Raw genomic sequence first — 19,418 nt, 5'->3', positions numbered from 1 at the left:
GCGGTTGACGCGCTGCGTCGCAACAGGTTAATGTGATAGCGCATTAATACACGACGACATCCGCCGCGCCGCACCCCATGAAGCAACGTCCGCAGCCACTGCCCGATCGCGATGCCCGAGCCGGGCTCGACGCGCTGGCCGACACCCTGGCCGGCCTGCGCCGGCCGGAGGACGTGCGGGCGTTTCTCGAGGACCTGTGCACGCCTGCCGAACTGGAGGCGATGGCCGATCGCTGGAAGGTGGTGCCGCTGCTGGTCGAAGGCATGCCCTACCGCGAGATCCACGACCGCACCCTGGTCAGCGTGACCACCATCGGCCGGGTCGCGCGCACGCTCGAACGCGGTGCCGGCGGTTACCGGCTCGCCATCCGTCGTTCCCTGCGCGGCCCGCGCCGTGCCGCCGACGCCACCTGAAGGATCCACCGCCCATGCAACGTCCCGCCGCCGGCCCCACGCGCGATCGCCTGCGCATCGCCATCCAGAAGAGCGGCCGGCTCAGCGAACCCGCGCTGGCGCTGCTCGCCGCCGCCGGCCTGAGCTGGCAGGAGAGCCGCGACAAGCTGTTCTACTACGGCGAATCGCTGCCGGTCGACCTGCTGCTGGTCCGCGACGACGACATCCCCGGGCTGATCGCCGACGGCGTCTGCGATCTCGGCATGGTCGGCCGCAACGTGCTGCTGGAGCAGGGCTGCGAGCGCTCGGCCCGCGGCGCGCCGGTGCCGTTCGAGGAATGGCGCGCGCTGGGGTTCGGCCGCTGCCGGCTGATGTTCGGCATCCCCGACACCTGGGACTGGGACCCGCAGGCGCAGCTGCCCGGCACCCGCATCGCCACCAGCTACCCGGCGCTGCTGTCGCGCTGGCTGGCCGAGCGCGGCATCACGGCCACGCCGGTGACGATGTCCGGCTCGGTCGAGCTGGCACCGCGGCTGGGCCAGGCCGACCTGGTCTGCGATCTGGTGTCCAGCGGCGCGACCCTGGCGTCCAACCGGCTCAAGCCGATCGAGGTGGTGCTGGACAGCGAGGCCGTGCTGGCCGGCCCGGTCGAGCCCTTCGTCGACATCCGCGCGGGAATCGCCGAACTGCTGCTGCGGCGTCTCGACGGTGTGATGAAGATTCGCGACAGCAAGCTGCTCATGCTGCAAGCTCCGCGGTCGATCCTGCCGCAAGTCATGCAACTGCTGCCCGACGCCGAACCGCCCACCGTCATGCCCCTCGACGGCTCGGCGGGCGGCGACGTGGCGGTGCAGGCGCTGTGCCACGGCGCCATGACCTGGCAGCGGCTGGAGGAACTCAAACGCGCCGGTGCGCGCGGCCTCATGGTGTTGCCCGTGGAGAGAATGCTGGCATGAACACGTCGACGAAGGCGCCGCTGGCGAGCCGGATCGATCTCAACCTCCTGACCTGGACCGGCCTCGACGAGGCCGGCCGCCGCGCCGCGCTGCGCCGGCCGACGCAGGATTCCGCCGCCGCCGTGCGGCTGGGCGTGGGCAAGATCATCGCCCGCGTCCGCGGCGACGGCGACGCCGCGCTGCGCAAGTACACGCGGCTGCTCGACCACGCGCTGCTCGAGGACTTCGCGGTCTCCGAGGCGGAGTTCGACGCCGCCGAGGCCGCGCTCGATCCCGCGCTGCGCGCCGCGATCGTCGACGCCGCGTCGCGCATCGAGGCCTTCCACCGCGAGGGCGGGGTGCGCGAGTACGCGGTCGACACCGCCGACGGCGTGCGCTGCTCGCGCATCGTGCGCCCGATCGCCCGCGTCGGCCTGTACATCCCCGCCGGCAGTGCGCCGCTGCCGTCGACCATGCTGATGCTGGGCGTGCCCGCGCGCTTGGCCGGCTGCGAGGAAGTGATCGTCTGCACGCCGCCGCGTCCCGACGGCAGCGCCGATCCCACCGTGCTGTTCGCCGCGCGCCACTGTGGCGCCAGCCGCGTGTTCAAGCTCGGCGGCGCGCAGGCGATCGCGGCGATGGCGGTCGGTACCGAAAGCGTGCCCGCCTGCGACAAGCTGTTCGGCCCCGGCAACGCCTGGGTGACCGAGGCCAAGCGCCAGGTGTCGACCGTCGAGGGCGGCCCCGCGATCGACATGCCGGCCGGCCCGTCGGAACTGCTGATCATCGCCGACGGCGGCGCCACGCCCGCCTTCGTCGCCGCCGACCTGCTGTCGCAGGCCGAGCACGGCGCCGATTCGCAGGTGATCCTGCTGTCGGATTCCGCGCCGCTGATGGCGCGGGTCGCCGCGGAACTGCCCGGCCAGCTGTCGCGCCTGCCGCGCGCCGACATCGCGCGCCGCGCGCTGGCGAAGTCGCGGCTGATCCTCGTGCCGTCGCTGGAAACCGCGTTCGAGGTCAGCAACCGCTACGCGCCGGAGCACCTCATCCTCGCGCTGCGCGATGCCGAGCCGTGGCTGGGCCACGTGCGCTGCGCGGGTTCGGTGTTCCTCGGCGACTACGCCGCCGAAGCGCTGGGCGACTACTGCAGCGGCACCAACCACGTGCTGCCGACCGGCGGCGCCGCGCGCGCCTGGAGCGGCCTGTCGGTGTCGAGCTTCCAGACCGCGATCAGCGTGCAGCACGTGACTGCCGACGGCCTGCGCACCATCGGCCCGTCCGCCGTGCGCCTGGCCGAGGCCGAAAGCCTGCAGGCCCACGCCACCGCGGTGACGATGCGCCTCGCCGCACTGGATGCCGCGAAGTGAGCGCAGCCACGCCCGATGCGCGCCGCAGCCGCGTGCTCGACCTCGTGCGCGAGGACCTGCGCGCCTTCGCCGGCTATTCGTCCGCGCGCAGCCACGCCGTCGACGGCACGGTCTGGCTCAACGCCAACGAATCGCCGTGGAACAACGATGCCGATCCCGACGGCGCGCTGCGCCGCTATCCCGCGCCGCAGCCGGAGGCGCTGCGCGCGCAGCTCGCGGCGCTGTGGGGCGCGCGTCCCGAGCAACTGCTGATCGGCCGCGGCAGCGACGAGGCCATCGACCTGCTGGTGCGCGCACTGTGCCGCGCCGAGCGCGACCCGGTGGTGATCGCGCCGCCGGTGTTCGGCATGTACGCGGTCTGCGCACGGCTGCAGGGCGCGCCGATCGTCGAGGCGCCGATGCGCGACCATCCCGACGGCTGGGTCACCGACCTCGCCGGCATGCGCGACCTCGCCACCGCGCGCCGCGCGAAGATCGTGTTCCTGTGCTCGCCCGGTAATCCCAGCGGCGAGTTCATCCCGCTGGTCGCGATCCGCGCGCTGGCGGAGGCGTTGAAGGACCACGCGCTGGTCGTGGTCGATGAAGCGTATCTCGACTACGCCGACGCACCGTCGGCGGTGTCGCTGGTCGACGAATACCCGAACGTCGCCGTGCTGCGTACGCTGTCGAAGCTGCACGCGCTGGCCGGCGCGCGCATCGGCGGCGTGATCGCCGATCCGGAACTGATCGCCGTGCTGCGCCGCTGCCAGGCGCCGTATCCGGTGCCCGAGCCCTGCGCCGCGCTCGCGCTGCGCGCGCTCACGCCCGAAGCGCTGGCGCAGGCGCGCGAACGCGCCGCGGTCGTGCGCGTGCAGCGCACGCGGGTGTTCGAGGCGCTGTCGACGCTGCCCGGCGTGCGCCGGGTCTATCCGAGCGCCGGCAATTTCCTGCTCGCGCGTTTCGACGATGCCGAAGGCGTGTATCGCCGGCTTCTGGCCGCGGGCGTGGTCGTGCGTGACATGCGCGCGACGCCGGGCCTCGGCGATGCGCTGCGGATCACGATCGGTTCGCCCGAGGAGAACGACGCGGTGTTCGCCGCGCTGCGTCCGGTGGAGGCCGCGGCGTGAGCGCGAAGCGTCCGATCCTGTTCGTCGATCGCGACGGCACCCTGATCCGCGAGCCGGCCGATTTCCAGATCGACCGCTTCGAGAAGCTGGCCTTCGTCGACGGCGTGATCCCGGCGATGCTGAAACTGCGCGACGCCGGCTACGAGTTCGTGATGGTCACCAACCAGGACGGCCTCGGCACCGACGCCTTCCCGCAGACCGATTTCGACGGCCCGCACGCGCTGATGGTGCAGATCTTCGAGAGCCAGGGCATCGTCTTCCGCGACACGCTGATCGACCGCAGTTTCCCGCACGAGAACGCGCCGACGCGCAAGCCGCGACTCGGGCTGGTGCAGCCGCTGCTGCGCGACCACGGCATCGACTGGGCGCGCTCGGCGATGGTCGGCGACCGCGAGACCGACATCGTATTCGCGGTGAACCTCGGCATCCGCGGCTTCAAGCTGAAGTCGCCGCAGTTCGGCGACGGCGTCGACTGGGCGGAGATCGCGCACGTCCTCGCCGACGTGCCGCGTACCGCAAAGGTCGTGCGCCGCACGAAGGAAACGAAGATCGAGGTCGAGGTCGATCTCGACCGCGAGGCCGATCCGGACGTGAAGACCGGCCTCGGCTTCTACGACCACATGCTGGAACAGCTCGGCAAGCACGGCGGTTTCGCGCTGCGCCTGCACTGCGACGGCGACCTGCACATCGACGAGCACCACACCGTCGAGGATTGCGCGCTCGCGCTCGGCCAGGCCCTGCGCGAGGCGCTGGGCGACAAGCGCGGCATCGCGCGCTACGGCTTCACGCTGCCGATGGACGAGGCGCTGGCGACCGCGGCGCTGGATTGGTCGGGGCGGCCGTACTGCGTGTTCGAGGGCACGTTCGAGCGCGAGATGGTCGGCGGGCTCGCCACCGAACTCGTGCCGCACGTGTTCCGCTCGCTGTGCGAGACCGCGGGTCTCAACCTGCACCTCAGCGTGCGCGGCGACAACGACCACCACAAGATCGAGGCCTGCTTCAAGGCGGTAGCGCGCGCGCTGCGGCAGTCGTTCCGCCGCGAAGGCGACGCGCTGCCGAGCACCAAGGGGGCGCTGTGAGCGCACGCCCGAACGGCGGCGACTTGGCGTTGATCGACGCCGGCGGCGCCAATCTCGGCTCGGTACTGTACGCGCTGCGCCGCATCGGCGCCGCGCCACGGCTGGTGCGCGATGCCGATGCGCTCGGCACGCCCGAACGCATCATCCTGCCCGGTGTCGGCGCCGCGGCGCCGTCGATGGCGCTGCTGCGCGCACGCGGGCTCGACGCTGCGCTGCGTGAGAGCGAAGCGCCGCTGCTCGGCGTCTGCGTCGGCCTGCAGTTGCTGTTCGAAGGCTCGGAGGAGGGCGACGTCGACTGTCTCGGCCTGCTGCCCGGCCGCGTGTGCAAGCTCGCCGGCGGTCCCGGGCTCCGCATCCCGCACATGGGCTGGAACACGCTGCGCTTCCGCGCGCCGGTGTCGCCGTTGCTCGCAGGCATCGACGACGGCGCGCACGCCTACTTCGTGCACAGCTTCGCCGTGCCCGCGGACGAGGCCGGCGATGTCGTGCTCGCCGACACCGACCACGGCGCGCGCTTCGCCGCGGTGGTCGGGCAGGGCCGCCGCTTCGGCGCGCAGTTCCATCCCGAGCGTTCGTCGGCCACCGGCCTGCGCCTGCTCGACAACTTCCTGAAGCTTCCGGCCTGACCTCGCCCGCATGACCTCCGCCGATTTCACCGCCTATCCCGCGATCGACGTGCGCGACGGCCACGTCGTGCGCCTGCTGCAGGGCGACTACGATCGCGAGACGCGCTACGCCGACGATCCGTTCGCGGTCGCGATGCGCTACGCCGATGCCGGCGCGCAGTGGCTGCATCTGGTCGACCTCGATGCCGCGCGCGCCGGCGGCTACACGCTCGCGCCGCTGCTGCGCAAGATCGCCGACGACGGTCGTCTGCGTGTGCAGACCGGCGGCGGCGTGCGCGCCGAGGCCGCGGTCGCGGCGATGCTCGATGCCGGCGCGTCGCGCGTCGTCATCGGCTCGCTCGCGGTGCGCGAACCGGAGCGCGTCGTCGCCTGGCTCGCGCGCTTCGGCGCCGAGCGGCTGACGATCGCGCTCGACACGCGCTGCGACGAGGCGGGCAACTGGCGCCTGCCGGTGCACGGCTGGACCGAACATGCTTCACGCGATCTCGATGCGTGCCTCGCTCTCTATCGTGATGCCGGCGCGCGTCATCTGCTGTGCACCGACATCGCCCGCGACGGCATGCTGCAGGGGCCGAACCTCGATCTCTATCGCATGATTCTCGCCCGCGGCGACGGCTTCGCGCTGCAGGCCAGCGGCGGCGTGCGCGACGTCGCCGACGTGGCCGCGGCGCGCGATGCCGGCTGCGCCGGCGCGGTGCTCGGCAAGGCGCTGCTCGAAGGCCGGATGACGGTCGCGGAGGCACTCGCATGCTGAGCCGCCGCATCGTGCCCTGCCTCGACGTGCGCGACGGCCGCGTGGTCAAGGGCGTGCGCTTCCGCGACCACGTCGACATGGGCGACATCGTCGACCTCGCCTGCCGCTACCGCGATGCCGGCGCCGACGAACTGGTGTTCTACGACATCTCCGCCAGCCCCGACGGTCGCTCGGTCGACGTCGGCTGGGTCGAGCGCGTGTCGTCGGTGATCGATATCCCGTTCTGCGTCGCCGGCGGCATCCGCACGCTGGAAACGGCGACGCGCGTGCTGTTCGCCGGCGCCGACAAGGTGTCGATCAACACGCCGGCGCTGGAGCGCCCGGAGCTGATCACCGAGATCGCCGACGCCTACGGCCGCCAGTGCGTAGTGGTCGGCATCGATTCGATCCGCGAGCCCGACGGCGTCTGGCGCGTGCGCACGCACACCGGCGATCCCGACCGCGCGCGTGCGCCCGGCCGCACCACGCTCGACTGGGTGCGCGAGGCGCAGGAACGCGGCGCGGGCGAGATCGTGCTCAACTGCATGGACAGCGACGGCGTGCGCCGCGGCTACGACATCGCGCAGTTGCAGGCGGTGCGCGCGCTCTGCGACGTGCCGCTGGTGGCGTCCGGCGGCGCGGGCACCGTGCAGCATTTCGTCGACGCCTTCCGCGACGCCGACGTCGACGCCGCGCTGGCCGCCAGCGTGTTCCATTCCGGCGCCATCGCCATTCCCGACCTCAAGCGCGACCTGCGCGCCGCGGGCATCGAGGTGCGTCCATGACCGAATCGTCTTCCATCGCCGCGACGCTCGATGCCATCGCAATCGACATCGATGCGCTCGCCTGGGACAAGCAGGACGGCCTGCTGCCCGCCGTCGTGCAGGACGCGGAAACCTACCGCGTGCTGATGCTCGGCTACATGAACCGCGAGGCGCTGGCGAAAACGCTGGAAACGGGTCAGGTCACGTTCTTCAGCCGCAGCAAGGGCCGGCTGTGGACGAAGGGCGAGAGCAGCGGCCACGTGCTGTCGCTGGTGGCGATCGAGACCGATTGCGACGCCGACACGCTGCTGGTGCAGGCGCGCCCGCACGGTCCGACCTGCCATCTCGGCACGACCAGCTGTTTCCCGAACGCGCCGGGCGACGTGCTCGGCGAACTCGATGCGTTGATCCGTCGCCGCGAGGCCGAGCGCCCGCCCGGCAGCTACACGACCAAGCTGTTCGAGAGCGGCATCAAGCGCATGGCGCAGAAGGTCGGCGAGGAGGGCGTGGAAACCGCACTCGGCGCGCTGGCCGACGACGACGACGGCTTCCTCGGCGAGGCCGGCGATTTGCTGTACCACCTGATCGTGCTGCTGCGCGCGCGCGGCTTCTCGCTGGAAGACGCCAAGCGCGTGCTGAAGCAACGCCGCGGCTGATCGCTTTTCGTAGAGCGGAGCAAAGCTCCGCTGCGATCTCTCCGGAGACAGGGCAGCGGAGCTTTGCTCCGCTCTACGGGGCGTTTGCGGAGAAGACGGCACGGCCGCATGGGCCATCGGTCATGCGGCGGTACGCGCATCGCGCCTGCTAGATTGCGCGCGACGGCCGCCGTCCCGGCGGCATGCCCCCAGGAGTTCCACGTGTTCAAGAAGCTTGCCGCGGAAGCGCTCGGCATCAGCGACATCGGCGTCATCGTCTCCCCGTCCGATTACGACAAGGTCGATGCGGACGACTACCTGTTCCACGAGGACGGCGAACGCATCTTCTTCCTGATCAAGTCGAAGAAGGACGAATACTGTTTCACCAACCTCGCCCTGATCCACGTCGACGGCGATTCCGCGGTGTCGAGCAAGCGCATGATCAAGCGCTACGAGTACGTGAACCAGCGCGTCGGCTACGTCGCGATCGAGACCGCCGGTACCATCGACATGGACGTGGAGCTGAAGTTCTCGCTCGGCGATTCCGCCTTCAGCATCGACATCCGCAAGAACTTCATCGAGCAGCTGAAGGACATCTACAAGGCGCTGATCGCCATCGGCCGCCAGCAGGCGCGCGACGGCATCGCCCGCGAGAACGCGATCCGCACGCTGGACGCGATGGGCGGGATGCTCAAGCTCAACAATCTCGGCGGCGAGGCCGGCGTGGTGTCGCACTACAACGCCGTGCTGGACAACCTCAACGCCGCGGTGCTGGATCGCCATACCACGCGCGACTACACCCGCGTGTTCGAGCGCTACATCCACAACATCACGACGACCTCGGCGCCGCCGCCGCTGCCGGGCGCCTGATCGGCGCCGTCCGGTTCCGTGAAAGGGAAGGGGGCTGCATCAGGCCCTTCCCTTCGTGACGCGTGGCGGTGATGTCGGCGCGATCCATGGCGTAGAGCGGAGCGAAGCTCCGCTGCCCCGTCTCCGGAGAGATTGCAGCGGAGCTTTTCTCCGCTCTACAGATCGTCCGCGAAGATGTGCGTCGCTTACGCCGCGGTGATCGACGTCCGCACGCAGTCGCGGCCGTGGGCCTTCGCGGCGTACAGCGCCTGGTCGGCGACCGACAGCGCGGCGTCGGAATCGACCTCCATGCCGGCGTCGACGGTGTGCACGCCGATGCTCGCCGACACCCGCAGCCGGTGTTCGCCGGTGGGGCAGAGCTCCTCGACCAGCCGCTTGCGCAGCGATTCTGCCACGCCGACCGCGCTGCCGAGGTCGTGCCCGGGCAGCACCACCACGAACTCCTCGCCGCCGAAGCGCGCCAGCAGCGAGGTCTCGTGTGTGCGCAGGGCCTGGCCGATGCGTTGCGCGGCCCAGCGCAGGCAGTCGTCGCCGGCGAGGTGGCCGTAGCGGTCGTTGATCGACTTGAAGTGGTCGAGGTCGATCATCAGCAGTGACACCGGCTGCTGCTGTTCGCGGCCTTCGCGCAGCAGCACCTGGAAGGTCTCGTGGAAGTGCGTGCGGTTGTAGAGGCCGGTGAGGCCGTCGCGCCGGCTGGAATCGCGCAGGCGGCGATGCGCGTCCTCCAGCTGCATCAGCGTGCTGCGCACTTCCTGCGTGCGCTGCGCGACCTTGCGTTCCAGCTTCTGGTTGGCCTCGGCGGCGATGCGCTCGTTCTCGTTGCGCAGCGCGGCGTAGCGATGGCTGAGCGCGATCGACAGCAGCAGCATCTCCATCGCCGAGCCGATCTGCACGCCGTACTCGGTCAGGATGTTCTTCGGCAGGATGCCGAAGGCCAGCGCCGCGATCATCGCGGTGCCGGAGAGGAACAGCGCCCACGCCAGCAGGAACAGCCGCGCCGGCATGTAGCCGCGGCGCACGCCCACGATCGCCGCGGCCACCACCCACAGCACGCCCACGATCACGCTGCGCGTGGCCCACGGCGTGGCGACGCTGTAGGGGATCCACAGCGACGCCAGCCCGAGCAGCGAGCACACGACGATGAGCGCGATGCTGACCCGGTTGCCGCGCGGGAAGCGCGCGGGCATCTCCAGGAAGGCGCGCGCGAACTGCTGCATGCCGATCATCGCCAGGCAGATCGACGCCGGTACCGCGACGTTGGCCAGCCACGGATCGTGCGGCCAGAAATATTCGAAGCTGTAGCCGTTGAGCGTGAACAGCACCAGGCCGAAGGCGGTGATGTGGAACAGGTACCAGAAGTAGTTGCGGTCGCGCAGCGTGATCCACAGCACGAGGTTGTAGACGAACAGCGCGATCAGGATGCCGTAGTACAGGCCCATCACGAACTGGGCGTCGCGCGAGATCGAGGTGAAGGCTTCCGGCGTGTACAGGTCCAGCGGCACCTGCATCGAGCTTTCGCTCTGGGTGCGTACCAGCAACTGCACGGTTTCGCCGGGCGGCAGGTCGAGGCGGAAGTTGGGATGGCGGTACGGGATGCTGCGCGCGGAGAACGGCAGGCGATCGCCGCTGGCCAGGTGCACGACGCGGCCGTCCTGGTAGCGCACGTACACGTCGACGCGATCGAGCAGCGCGAAGCTCTGCACCAGCATCCAGTACGGTTGCTCGCGGTCGCGGTTGTCGATGACGGCATGGAACCAGAATGCGCCGGGCTGGAAGCCGAACGCGGTCTTGCCCGCGGGCACCGGCTTGAACTTGCCGGCGTCGTTGAGCCGCCACGCGTCGTCGGCGTCGTCGACGGCGCTGGCGTCGTGGTAGTAGCTGAGGTAGGGCGTGAGCGAGAGCGACGGCGTGCGGGCATCGAGCACCGCCGGCGGCGGCGCGCGCTCCACGGCCGCACAGGCAAGCCCGGACAGGGTCAACAGGACCAGCGCCAGCAGGACCGGCATCGCGATCACGCGGCACCAGACGCCTCGGAACGGCATCCCTTTCCCCCATCGACGGTTCAGGCGCGATCTTACTGCACGGCGCCGGGCCGCGGGTGCCTCTGGGGCCGCGATCGGTGCGGCATAATCCTGTACCGGTCCGGACAGAAATGAGGCGGAAATGCGAACGGCTATCGGGCTGACGCTGTCGTGGCTTGTCTCCGTCGTGGCCTGTGCGTCGGGCCCGGCCCGTGCGGACACGGCGTCCGCGGTAGCGCCTGCCGCAACGATGCTGGCCGGCACGGTTTACGAGGATCGCGACGGCGACGGTCGACGCGATCGCGACGAACCGGGCGTGGCGGACGTCGCCGTCTCCAACGGCCGCGATCTCGTCGTCACCGATGCCGGCGGTCGGTATCGCATCGGCGTGGCGCCGGGGCAGACCGTGTTCGTGATCAAGCCCGCGGGCTGGCGGCTGCCCGGCGACGATCCCGCGCGTCCGCACGTCTGGCGCAACGCGCCCGTGCGCGGGCCGGCGCCGAAATACGGCGGGCTCGGCACCGCGCCGCTGCCGTCGCGGTTCGATGTCGGCCTGCGTCGTGCCGCCGCCGCCGCGGGGCCGCTGTCGGTGCGTGTGTTCGCCGATCCGCAGCCGAAGTCGCAGGTCGACGTCGGGTATTACGGCCGCGACATCGTCGACAGCGTGCGCAGCGAGTCGCGCGCGGGCATGCCGCCGCCGGCGCAGCTCGGCGCGAGTCTCGGCGACATCGTCAACGACGATCTCGCGCTGTACCTGGCGATGAACGCGCAGACGCGGCGCATCGGCGTGCCGTGGCTGCACGTGCCCGGCAACCACGATCTCGATTTCGACGTCGCCGGTGACGAGGCCTCGCTGCAGAGCTGGCGGCGCACGTTCGGCCCCGACACCTTTGCCTGGGAAGAACCGCAGGCGACGTTCATCGGGCTCGACGACGTGATCTACCGGCCCGGGCCGCCGCAGGGCTACATCGGCGGTTTCCGCGAGGACCAGTTCGCGTTCCTGCAGGCGTACCTGCCGCGCGTGGCGAAGGACCGGCTGCTGGTGCTGATGGTGCACATCCCGCTGTTCGAGGCGGAGGCGAAGGACACGTTCCGCGACGCCGACCGCGAACGCCTGTTCGCGCTGCTGCGCGATTTCCCGCACGTGCTGTTGCTGAGCGGGCACATGCACACGCAGCAGCACTGGCGGCACGACGCGAAGACCGACTGGCACGGCACCGCGCCGCTGCACGAATACAACGTCGGCGCGGCCTGCGGCGCGTACTGGAGCGGCGTGAAGGACGCCGCCGGCATTCCCGACGCGACGATGCCCGACGGCACGCCGAACGGGTATGCGAGTCTGGTGATCGATGCCGGCGGCACGTACGCGCTGCGCTGGCACGCGGCCCGCGCGCCGGGCGATGCCGCGATCGGCCTGCATGCACCGAAGGTGTTGCGTCGTGGCGCGTATCCCGCGTGGGCCGTCTACGCCAACGTGTGGATGGGCCAGGATGGCGACCGCGTCGAGTTCCGCATCGACGGCGGCGACTGGGCGCCGATGCGTCAGGTGCTGGCGCCCGATCCCGCGCTGGCGACCGAGAACGCCCGCGACGACCTGGCCGACGCGCTGCGCGGCTACGATCGTTCGCCCGAGGCGACGCCGTCGACGCATCTGTGGCGCGGCGCGCTGCCGACGAACCTCGCCGTCGGCACGCATCGCATCGAAGTGCGCGCGTTCGACGCCTGGCGCGGCGAACTGCATGCCGAGACGATTTATCGCCTGGAGGAGGCTGCGCCATGACCGCCGTGCCCGACGACCTGCCGGTGCTGCCGTTCGCCGATGCCGACGCCTGGGAGGCATGGCTGGTCGCGAACGCCGACGCGAAAGGCGTGTGGCTGAAGATCGCGAAGAAGGACAGCGGCCACGCCACCGTCACCTACGCCGAAGCGCTGGACGTCGCGCTGTGCCACGGCTGGATCGACGGTCAGAAGCGCGGCTTCGACGCGGCGTGGTTCCTGCAGCGCTTCACGCCGCGACGCGCGAAGAGCCTGTGGTCGAAGATCAACGTCGGCCATGTCGCGCGTCTGACCGCCGCCGGCCGCATGCGCGCCGGCGGCCTGCGCGAGGTCGAAGCCGCGAAGGCCGATGGCCGCTGGGACGCGGCCTACGACGGCGGGCGCAACATGGAAGTGCCGCCCGAACTCGCGAAGGCGCTGTCGCTGGCGAAGAACCGCAAGGCGAAGGCGTTCTTCGAGACGCTCAACGCCGCCAATCGCTATGCCGTGTGCTGGCGCGTGCAGACCGCGAAGAAGCCGGAGACGAAGGCGAAGCGGGTGGAGACGCTGGTGGCGATGCTCGCCCGTGGCGAGAAGCTGCACTGAGGTCGCAGGCGCTCAGCGCTTGTGACGCTTGCGGTGCGTCTGCGGCTTGGCGTTCGACTGCGGCGGTTCCGCCGCCGCCGGCGTCTCGGTCACGAGCGGTGCGGACACCGGCGGGGCGTAGGCGATCACCGGGCCAGGCACCAGCTGCGCGCGCCACGCCGCGAGCTTCGGCGCGATGCGGTCGCCCATCTCCATCTGCGGCCGTGACGGCTTGAAGTTGCCTTCGCGCTCGCGTTCGGCGATGCGCAGCTTGGCCTGCTCGAACGCGGCCGCGAAGTCGGTGGTCGCGTTGAGGCCTTCGATCAGCCACGCGCGGCCGAAGTAGGTCGCGTCCGAATCCGCGCCGCACCCGAACGAGGTCCGGCTGCGGTGCGCGGCGGTCAGGATCAGGGTGTCGTCGTTTTCCAGCCGCGGGATGAAGCCGCCGGCATAGCAGGCGGAGATCACCAGCACGCGGTTGCGGATACCGGCGTCGTCCAGCGCCTTGCGCAGCCAGTCGGGATCGATCAGGTCGACGTACTTCGGCGCCATGCGCAGCAGCAGCTGGTGCTGCGCCGTGCCGTGCATCGTCAGGAACAGCAGCAGGATGTCCTGCTCGGGATCCATGCGCTTGCCCACCGCCGCCAGCGCCGCGCGCAGGTTGCCGGGCGTGGCCAGCGGATGCGGCGACGGGCCCAGGCTGTCGGCGTGGTTGATCAGCGCGATCGTGCGGCCCTGGGCGCCGAAGCGCTCGTTCATCAGTCGCTCGAAATACGCCGCCTCGTTGCGGAAGACGTTCTCCTCGCTGTCGCCGCCGAAACCGATCGCGTACAGGTCGGGCTGCCCCGGTCGCTCGGGCGCCAGCGCGTCCAGTGCCGCCGCCAGCCGTTGGCGATCGCGTTCGCGCAGGTCGGGGTCGGGCAGCTCGCGCGCCTGCGCGAGACCGGTGAGGCAGAGCGAGAGCAGCAAGGCAACGAGCGGCAGGGGACGCATGGCGGCGCTACGGGGCTTCGGGGTCGATGGCGTCGAAACGCTCGACGCGGCGGTGGCCGTGGGTCGCCTCGCCGAGGCGGGGCGTCGGATAGTCGTCGAGGCGATCGACCAGCACCGTGCGCATGCCGGCGTCGCGGGCGGCGTCCAGTTCCTCGACCACGTCGGACAGGAACACGATCGTGTCGGGCGCGCGCGCCAGCCGCTGCGCGATGGTGCGGTAGCTGCCGGCGTCGCGCTTGTGGCCGACCTCGGTGTCGAACCAGCCGCCGAACAGCCCGGTGAGGTCGCCGGCGTCGGTGTGGCCGAAGAACAGCTTCTGCGCCGGCACCGAACCCGACGAATACACCGCGAGCGGCAGCCCGGCGTCATGCCACGCGCGCAGCTGCGTCGCGGCGTCGGGATAGATGTGCGCGGTGAAGTCGGCGCTGCGGTAGCCGTCACTCCAGATCATGCCCTGCAGCGCCTTCAGCGCCGTGTGCTTGCGGTCCTCGTCGATCCAGCCCTGCAGGATCTCGACGATCACGCCGTCGTCGCAGACCGCGCCGTGCTCGGTCGCGACCGCGTCCAGCCAGCGCCGCACGTCGGGTTCCTGCCCATGCTCGCGCACGAATCCCGGCAGCGCGCGCCGCGCATACGGGAACAGCACGTCCTTCACGAACGAGATGGAGGAGGTGGTGCCTTCGATGTCGGTGAGGATGAGCATGTCGAATGTCTGTGTGGCGGGGTGTCAGGAAACGTAGCGCACGAGCGTGTGGTCTTCGCCGCTCAGTGCCGTGTCGATGATCGGTGCGATTTCGCTCCAGTCACCGCCTGCAAGCCCGGCGCCGATCAGGGGATAACCGATCCGCTTGCCGCCGAACGTGCGTTTGACCGACTGCATCGCCGATCCGACGGCATCGTAATCCACCTTCTTCCCCGATCCGCGCCAGTCGTATTGCGTGTAGGCGTTCACCACCACGAGCGAATGATGCGGGCGTTCGATCTCCGCGAACGAGATCGTTCCGAGCTTGTTGCGGTCGCCTTTCGTTGTCGCGAGGTCCGCCGCATAGGCTTCCGGAAAGCGTGCCTTGATCGACTTCGCGATGCCGGCGCCCATCGTGCAGTGGCAGTTGCAGCCATGCACGATCACGTCGAACTCGCCGGCCAGGGCGAGTTCGAGCAGGTCGCCGTCGATGACGCGCATGGCGTGCTTTCCTGTCGTCCGTTTATGCCCCGACCTCATACCGCGGAAACCGCTGCGCGATGTCGGTGCCGGTGAAGTGGCCGACCCAGCCGTCGGGCTGCTGGAAGAAGCGGATGGCGACGAAGCTCGGTTCCGGGCCCATGTCGAACCAGTGGGTCGCGCCGTCGGGCACGGAGATCAGGTCGCCGGCTTCGCACAGCACTTCGTAGACCTTGCCGTCGACGTGCAGGTCGAACAGGCCCGAGCCGGCGACGAAGAAGCGGACCTCGTCTTCCTTGTGCACGTGCTCGTCGAGGAACTTGGCGCGCATCGCCTCGCGGTTCGGGTTGTCCGGGGCGATGCTGACCACGTCGATGGTGACGAAGTGGCGCTCGGCGCTGATGCGGTCGATGTCGGCGCGGTAGGCGGCGATGATCGTCTCCGGCGCGTCGCCCGGGGCGATCGGCTGCGCGGCGTCCCAGCGCTCGAAATCGACGCCGATCTTCGCCAGTTCGGTGGCGATGCCGGCGTGGTCGTGGATGACCGACAGCGGGGCGTCGGGGCGGTCGTCGGCGAAGAGGCGCAGGCGGCTCATGGCGGTCCGGGGGCGGCGTGGGGGTGCGCCATGATGCGGCGCAGCGCGGGGGGGATCAACGCCGTCCGCGGGATGTTTTGGCGCGCGGATCGGGTCATTCGGGGCCGGCCCGGCCCGTCGGTTCAGCGGCGGAGCAGCAGCAGGTCCAGCTCGCAGGTGATCAGGAACTCGAAGGCGTCCAGATGGCGCCGGGCCTCGGCCATGTCGCGGCCCCAGGCATACAGGCCGTGGCCGTCGATCAGGTAGCCCCAGAGCGGGCCGGCGTCGAGCAGCGCCTCGACCTGCGCCGCCAGCGCCGGCATGTCCTGCGTGTTCGGCAGCACCGGCAGGTCCAGCGCGGTCTCGTGCGTGGTGTTGCCGGCGAAGGCCTTCAGCAGCTCGTAGCCTTCCAGACGGATGCGGCCGGCCTGGCCGAACAGCCGCGAGGCAACGGTCTGGTGGCGCGAATGGGTGTGCAGCACGCAGCCGATCTCCGGGAAACGCCGGTAGAGCTGGGTGTGCAGCAGGGTCTCGGCCGACGGCCGGCGCGTGGTCGCCACGGGCTGGCCGTCGAAGTCGACGACCATGATGTCGTCGCGCGTCAGCCGGCCCTTGTCGCGGCCGGAGACGGTGATCGCGGCGTGGCGGTCGTCCAGTCGCAGCGAGAAATTGCTGCTGGTGGCGGGCGTCCAGCCGAGCTGGGCCAGCTCGCGGACATTGGCGATGAGATCGTCGGCGAGCACCCGCAGGCGGTCGGCGTCGTAGGGCAGGGTCGTCATGCGCGCAGTGTAAGGGAAGCGCTCGCCGGCGCGGCGGCAAATGCGAACGATTCGCGTTGAAAGACGTTCGAAAAGCGGCTGTTACCATGCGTTTCCGTCGAATCCCGATGCGGCAGCGCAACCCGCTTGATCAAGCCACTTGGTCCATCCACTTGATCCAGCGCAAGGCCATCGCCGGAACCGCTCCGGATACTGACGTCCTTCTTCCTTCCTCCACCGATACGGTCACCGCCATGTCCCACGATGTCTCCCGCCGTCGTTTCCTGACCATCGCCGTCGTCGCCGCCGCCACCGCCCCGGTCGCGCTGCGTTCGATGAACGCCGAAGCCGCCGCGCCGGCAGCCCCGGCCGCCCTGCCGAAGCTGGCGCCCACCGATGCCACCGCGAAGGCGCTGGGCTACGTCGAGGACGCCACCAAGGCCAAGCACGCCGCGTTCAAGCCGGGCAGCAGCTGCGCCAACTGCAATTTCTTCAAGGGCGCGAAGGGCGCTGCTTCGGGCCCCTGCACGATCTTCCCGAAGAACTCGGTCGTCGCGAAGGGCTGGTGCAGCGCCTACGCCAAGAAGCCCTGATCGATCCGCGGCTTCCTCGGCACGAAAAAAAACGGCGCGGGAGACCGCGCCGTTTTCGTTTGCCCGCGAGGGGCGACCGTCACGGGCCCGAGCTGGGGCCTTCGTGCGCGGTCGGTTCCGGCGCCAGCGGGGCGTCGCCCGAGTGGGCGTGCAGCTTGTGCTCGTTGCCCGGTGCCAGATGGCTGCGGCCACGGGCGTAGAGGAAGTACACGATCAGGCCGAGGATCGCCCAGCCGCAGAAGAACTTGATCGTCGGGTTCCAGCCGAGGCTGAAGAACAGCAGCACGCAGCCGGCCATCGCCAGCGGGCCGACGACCCAGACCATCGGGGTCCTGAACGGACGGGCGCGGCCCGGATCGGTCTTGCGCAGGATCATCACGCCCGCCGCGACCATGAAGAACGCGAACAGGGTGCCGGCGTTGGAGATGTCGGCCAGGATATCGACCGGGAACAGCGCGGCGAAGAACGCCACGAAGATGCCGGTGATCCAGGTGACGACATGCGGGGTGTGGAACTTCGGATGGATCTTGGCCAGGCCTTCGGGCAGCAGGCCGTCGCGCGACATCGTGAACAGGATGCGGGTCTGGCCGAACATCATCATCAGCACCACCGACGGCAGCGCGATGATCGCCGCCGCGGCGACCGCGTCGCCGACCTTCGGCCAGCCGATCTCGCGCAGCACGAAGGCCAGCGGTTCATGCGACTGCGACAGGGGGCCGCCCGGCTGGGCGCCCATCGAACCGACGGCGGCGTAGGCGACCAGCAGGTAGAAGATGGTGCAGATGCCGAGCGAGCCGATCAGGCCGATCGGGATGTTGCGGTTCGGGTTCTTGGTTTCCTCGGCCGCGGTGGAGACCGCGTCGAAGCCCACGTAGGCGAAGAAGATCGATGCGGCGGCGCCCAGCACGCCCACGCCGGACAGCGGCGTGCCCCAGCCGTTCGGCAGCATCGGTTCGAAGTTGGCCTGGTTGACCGCCGGGAAGGCGAGGAACACGAAAGCGGTCAGGGCGACGATCTTCACCATCACCAGCACCGCGGTGACCTTGGCCGACTTCGAGGTGCCGAGCACCAGCAGCACCGTGACCAGCAGCGAGAGCAGGAAGGCGATCAGGTTGAAGCCGCCCTTGTGGGTGACGCCGTCGACCATGTGGATATTGGCGCCGTCCTTCAGCTGCTCGACCCAGAACGGACCGGCGGTGAGGAAATCCGGTAGTCCCAATCCGTGGTGCGCGAGGAATCCGTTGGCGTAGCCGGACCACCCGACCGACACCGCGCCGGCCGCGACCGCGTATTCGAGGATCAGCGCCCAGCCGACCATCCAGGCGATGATCTCGCCCAGCACGGCATAGGAATAGGTGTAGGCGGAGCCGGAGACCGGCACCATCGCCGCGATCTCGGAGTAGATCAGCGCGGTGAGCGCGCAGACGATGCCGGCGATCACGAACGAGTACATCATGCCGGGGCCGGCCTTGTTGGCGGCCACCGCGGTCAGCACGAAGATGCCGGTGCCGATGACCGCGCCGATGCCCAGCATGGTCAGGTCGAAGGCGCCCAACTGGCGCGTCAGCGACCGCTTGGCGGCGGTCTCGAGAATCAGGTCGAGCGGCTTTCTTCGCTGGAACAGCATCTGGAACTCCCCGGAATGGCTGCGACGATGACCGGCGCGGGACGCCGGCGCGACAACCCGGCGACCATACCCGGCCCGCCCGCGGTGCACAAGCGCGGGTCCGGGCGGTTCGGCGGCCGGTGCGGCGGCAGGGACGGCGGGCGATAATCCCTCGCCCCATCGATGATGCGTCGCACCATGAACGAGTCGATCTCCGGCGAATCGATCGCCGACACCGCCCCGCTGCGCGACGCCTTCCGCGCCTATGCCGCGCGCTGGCCGGGCGAAGCGGACGTCGCCGACGCGTTCCTGGCGTTGCTGGACGACGTGCAGGATCCCTTCGTCCGCGCGCGGCTCGCCGGCCATTTCACGGCGTCGGCGTGGCTGGTCGACCGCGCGGGCGAGCGCCTGCTGATGACCCACCACCGCAAGCTCGACCGCTGGCTGCAGCTCGGCGGCCATGCCGACGGCGATCGCGACCTCGCCGCGGTGGCGCTGAAGGAAGCGGAAGAGGAGTCGGGACTGACCGATCTGGTCGTCGAGCCCGCGTTGTTCGATCTCGATCGCCACTGGATCCCCGAACGCGGCGACGTGCCCGGTCATTGGCACTACGACGCGCGTTACGTCGTGCGCGCGACCGGCAGCGAGGATTTCGCGGTCAGCGACGAATCGCACGCGCTGGCGTGGCGACCGATCGCCGCGCTGCTCGATGAACCGGGCCTCGACCCGTCGATCGTGCGCATGGCGAGGAAATGGGTGAGCGGACACGTGTAGGGCGGGCCCTTGGCCCGCCGTCGTGGCGTTGCTCGTGACAGGCGTGGTGATCGAAGCCCTTTCGATCATCGTCCGGCGTGATCGGTCGTC

At 70.1% G+C, this 19,418-nt stretch carries 21 protein-coding genes; 14 read left to right on the top strand and 7 right to left on the bottom strand.

Annotated features, from left to right (window positions below; genetic code table 11):
- Positions 1 to 77: 77 nt before the first annotated feature.
- The 10 genes from ACT53Q_RS12645 to ACT53Q_RS12600 all read left to right on the top strand — a co-directional run bounded on the left by ACT53Q_RS12645 (position 78) and on the right by ACT53Q_RS12600 (position 8,507).
- Positions 78 to 413: a YerC/YecD family TrpR-related protein gene (locus ACT53Q_RS12645; RefSeq protein WP_476187006.1), complete on the top strand. Its 336-nt coding sequence runs from the start codon at positions 78 to 80 to the stop codon at positions 411 to 413.
- Positions 414 to 427: 14 nt separating this feature from the next.
- Complete coding sequence (gene hisG / locus ACT53Q_RS12640) at positions 428 to 1,348, top strand: ATP phosphoribosyltransferase (RefSeq protein ID WP_476187005.1); 921 nt, start codon at positions 428 to 430, stop codon at positions 1,346 to 1,348.
- On the top strand, positions 1,345 to 2,694 hold the full coding sequence (hisD, locus tag ACT53Q_RS12635; RefSeq protein WP_476187004.1) for a histidinol dehydrogenase: 1,350 nt from the start codon (positions 1,345 to 1,347) through the stop codon (positions 2,692 to 2,694). The genes hisG and hisD overlap by 4 nt, the downstream gene beginning before the upstream one ends.
- On the top strand, positions 2,691 to 3,800 hold the full coding sequence (gene hisC / locus ACT53Q_RS12630) for a histidinol-phosphate transaminase (protein ID WP_476187003.1): 1,110 nt from the start codon (positions 2,691 to 2,693) through the stop codon (positions 3,798 to 3,800). Before hisD ends, hisC begins: the two co-directional genes overlap by 4 nt.
- On the top strand, positions 3,797 to 4,879 hold the full coding sequence (hisB, locus tag ACT53Q_RS12625; RefSeq protein ID WP_476187002.1) for a bifunctional histidinol-phosphatase/imidazoleglycerol-phosphate dehydratase HisB: 1,083 nt from the start codon (positions 3,797 to 3,799) through the stop codon (positions 4,877 to 4,879). The genes hisC and hisB overlap by 4 nt, the downstream gene beginning before the upstream one ends.
- Positions 4,876 to 5,505, top strand: a complete 630-nt coding sequence (hisH, locus tag ACT53Q_RS12620) for an imidazole glycerol phosphate synthase subunit HisH (protein WP_476187001.1) — start codon at positions 4,876 to 4,878, stop codon at positions 5,503 to 5,505. Before hisB ends, hisH begins: the two co-directional genes overlap by 4 nt.
- Before the next feature lie 10 nt (positions 5,506 to 5,515).
- Positions 5,516 to 6,259 (top strand): 1-(5-phosphoribosyl)-5-[(5-phosphoribosylamino)methylideneamino]imidazole-4-carboxamide isomerase, encoded by a 744-nt coding sequence (hisA, locus tag ACT53Q_RS12615; RefSeq protein ID WP_476187000.1) that lies wholly within the window; start codon positions 5,516 to 5,518, stop codon positions 6,257 to 6,259.
- Positions 6,253 to 7,023 (top strand): imidazole glycerol phosphate synthase subunit HisF, encoded by a 771-nt coding sequence (gene hisF / locus ACT53Q_RS12610; protein ID WP_476186999.1) that lies wholly within the window; start codon positions 6,253 to 6,255, stop codon positions 7,021 to 7,023. Before hisA ends, hisF begins: the two co-directional genes overlap by 7 nt.
- Positions 7,020 to 7,658 carry a bifunctional phosphoribosyl-AMP cyclohydrolase/phosphoribosyl-ATP diphosphatase HisIE gene (gene hisIE / locus ACT53Q_RS12605; RefSeq protein ID WP_476186998.1) on the top strand — a complete coding sequence of 213 codons (639 nt, stop codon included), beginning with the start codon at positions 7,020 to 7,022 and terminating at the stop codon, positions 7,656 to 7,658. Before hisF ends, hisIE begins: the two co-directional genes overlap by 4 nt.
- A gap of 201 nt (positions 7,659 to 7,859) precedes the next feature.
- A complete protein-coding gene (locus ACT53Q_RS12600) occupies positions 7,860 to 8,507 on the top strand; it encodes a PH domain-containing protein (RefSeq protein ID WP_476186997.1) in 648 nt (215 codons plus the stop codon).
- A gap of 185 nt (positions 8,508 to 8,692) precedes the next feature.
- On the opposite strand, the gene ACT53Q_RS12595 is transcribed toward ACT53Q_RS12600, so the two are convergent.
- Entirely contained in the window at positions 8,693 to 10,549 is a 1,857-nt protein-coding gene (locus ACT53Q_RS12595) for a 7TM diverse intracellular signaling domain-containing protein (protein WP_476186996.1), read from the bottom strand.
- Positions 10,550 to 10,670: 121 nt separating this feature from the next.
- Between ACT53Q_RS12595 and ACT53Q_RS12590 the strand changes: the two genes are divergently transcribed.
- The gene (locus ACT53Q_RS12590; protein ID WP_476186995.1) at positions 10,671 to 12,308 is read left to right on the top strand and encodes a calcineurin-like phosphoesterase C-terminal domain-containing protein; all 1,638 of its coding nucleotides are present in this window, start codon (positions 10,671 to 10,673) and stop codon (positions 12,306 to 12,308) included.
- On the top strand, positions 12,305 to 12,889 hold the full coding sequence (locus ACT53Q_RS12585; RefSeq protein ID WP_476186994.1) for a YdeI/OmpD-associated family protein: 585 nt from the start codon (positions 12,305 to 12,307) through the stop codon (positions 12,887 to 12,889). Before ACT53Q_RS12590 ends, ACT53Q_RS12585 begins: the two co-directional genes overlap by 4 nt.
- A gap of 12 nt (positions 12,890 to 12,901) precedes the next feature.
- On the opposite strand, the gene ACT53Q_RS12580 is transcribed toward ACT53Q_RS12585, so the two are convergent.
- The 5 genes from ACT53Q_RS12580 to ACT53Q_RS12560 form a co-directional block, all read right to left on the bottom strand.
- A complete protein-coding gene (locus tag ACT53Q_RS12580; protein WP_476186993.1) occupies positions 12,902 to 13,861 on the bottom strand; it encodes a C13 family peptidase in 960 nt (319 codons plus the stop codon).
- Positions 13,862 to 13,868: 7 nt separating this feature from the next.
- Positions 13,869 to 14,564: an acireductone synthase gene (gene mtnC, locus ACT53Q_RS12575; RefSeq protein WP_476186992.1), complete on the bottom strand. Its 696-nt coding sequence runs from the start codon at positions 14,562 to 14,564 to the stop codon at positions 13,869 to 13,871.
- A 24-nt stretch (positions 14,565 to 14,588) separates the two neighbouring features.
- Positions 14,589 to 15,044, bottom strand: coding sequence for a macro domain-containing protein (locus ACT53Q_RS12570; protein WP_476186991.1), 456 nt, complete (start codon positions 15,042 to 15,044; stop codon positions 14,589 to 14,591).
- 22 nt (positions 15,045 to 15,066) lie between these two features.
- Positions 15,067 to 15,618, bottom strand: coding sequence for a 1,2-dihydroxy-3-keto-5-methylthiopentene dioxygenase (locus ACT53Q_RS12565; protein WP_476186990.1), 552 nt, complete (start codon positions 15,616 to 15,618; stop codon positions 15,067 to 15,069).
- 122 nt (positions 15,619 to 15,740) lie between these two features.
- On the bottom strand, positions 15,741 to 16,376 hold the full coding sequence (locus ACT53Q_RS12560) for a methylthioribulose 1-phosphate dehydratase (RefSeq protein ID WP_476186989.1): 636 nt from the start codon (positions 16,374 to 16,376) through the stop codon (positions 15,741 to 15,743).
- A gap of 233 nt (positions 16,377 to 16,609) precedes the next feature.
- Between ACT53Q_RS12560 and ACT53Q_RS12555 the strand changes: the two genes are divergently transcribed.
- Positions 16,610 to 16,948 carry a high-potential iron-sulfur protein gene (locus ACT53Q_RS12555; protein WP_476186988.1) on the top strand — a complete coding sequence of 113 codons (339 nt, stop codon included), beginning with the start codon at positions 16,610 to 16,612 and terminating at the stop codon, positions 16,946 to 16,948.
- A gap of 79 nt (positions 16,949 to 17,027) precedes the next feature.
- On the opposite strand, the gene ACT53Q_RS12550 is transcribed toward ACT53Q_RS12555, so the two are convergent.
- A complete protein-coding gene (locus ACT53Q_RS12550) occupies positions 17,028 to 18,575 on the bottom strand; it encodes an amino acid permease (protein ID WP_476186987.1) in 1,548 nt (515 codons plus the stop codon).
- A 177-nt stretch (positions 18,576 to 18,752) separates the two neighbouring features.
- Here ACT53Q_RS12550 and ACT53Q_RS12545 point away from each other — a divergent pair, with 177 nt between their 5' ends.
- Positions 18,753 to 19,328, top strand: coding sequence for an NUDIX hydrolase (locus ACT53Q_RS12545; protein WP_476186986.1), 576 nt, complete (start codon positions 18,753 to 18,755; stop codon positions 19,326 to 19,328).
- Positions 19,329 to 19,418: the final 90 nt, after the last annotated feature.

It is taken from the genome of Lysobacter sp. DMC97, from assembly GCF_056313745.1.
This window is presented reverse-complemented; position numbering and strand designations above follow the sequence as displayed.

Bases quoted from the DNA above. Each gene is read 5' to 3' on its own strand.
- ACT53Q_RS12645 (WP_476187006.1), top strand. From the start codon at position 78: ATGAAGCAACGTCCGCAGCCACTGCCCGATCGCGATGCCCGAGCCGGG.
- hisG (WP_476187005.1), top strand. From the start codon at position 428: ATGCAACGTCCCGCCGCCGGCCCCACGCGCGATCGCCTGCGCATCGCC.
- hisD (WP_476187004.1), top strand. From the start codon at position 1,345: ATGAACACGTCGACGAAGGCGCCGCTGGCGAGCCGGATCGATCTCAAC.
- hisA (WP_476187000.1), top strand. From the start codon at position 5,516: ATGACCTCCGCCGATTTCACCGCCTATCCCGCGATCGACGTGCGCGAC.
- hisF (WP_476186999.1), top strand. From the start codon at position 6,253: ATGCTGAGCCGCCGCATCGTGCCCTGCCTCGACGTGCGCGACGGCCGC.
- hisIE (WP_476186998.1), top strand. From the start codon at position 7,020: ATGACCGAATCGTCTTCCATCGCCGCGACGCTCGATGCCATCGCAATC.
- ACT53Q_RS12595 (WP_476186996.1), bottom strand. From the start codon at position 10,549: ATGCCGTTCCGAGGCGTCTGGTGCCGCGTGATCGCGATGCCGGTCCTG.
- ACT53Q_RS12590 (WP_476186995.1), top strand. From the start codon at position 10,671: ATGCGAACGGCTATCGGGCTGACGCTGTCGTGGCTTGTCTCCGTCGTG.
- ACT53Q_RS12585 (WP_476186994.1), top strand. From the start codon at position 12,305: ATGACCGCCGTGCCCGACGACCTGCCGGTGCTGCCGTTCGCCGATGCC.
- ACT53Q_RS12580 (WP_476186993.1), bottom strand. From the start codon at position 13,861: ATGCGTCCCCTGCCGCTCGTTGCCTTGCTGCTCTCGCTCTGCCTCACC.
- mtnC (WP_476186992.1), bottom strand. From the start codon at position 14,564: ATGCTCATCCTCACCGACATCGAAGGCACCACCTCCTCCATCTCGTTC.
- ACT53Q_RS12570 (WP_476186991.1), bottom strand. From the start codon at position 15,044: ATGCGCGTCATCGACGGCGACCTGCTCGAACTCGCCCTGGCCGGCGAG.
- ACT53Q_RS12565 (WP_476186990.1), bottom strand. From the start codon at position 15,618: ATGAGCCGCCTGCGCCTCTTCGCCGACGACCGCCCCGACGCCCCGCTG.
- ACT53Q_RS12560 (WP_476186989.1), bottom strand. From the start codon at position 16,376: ATGACGACCCTGCCCTACGACGCCGACCGCCTGCGGGTGCTCGCCGAC.
- ACT53Q_RS12555 (WP_476186988.1), top strand. From the start codon at position 16,610: ATGTCCCACGATGTCTCCCGCCGTCGTTTCCTGACCATCGCCGTCGTC.
- ACT53Q_RS12550 (WP_476186987.1), bottom strand. From the start codon at position 18,575: ATGCTGTTCCAGCGAAGAAAGCCGCTCGACCTGATTCTCGAGACCGCC.
- ACT53Q_RS12545 (WP_476186986.1), top strand. From the start codon at position 18,753: ATGAACGAGTCGATCTCCGGCGAATCGATCGCCGACACCGCCCCGCTG.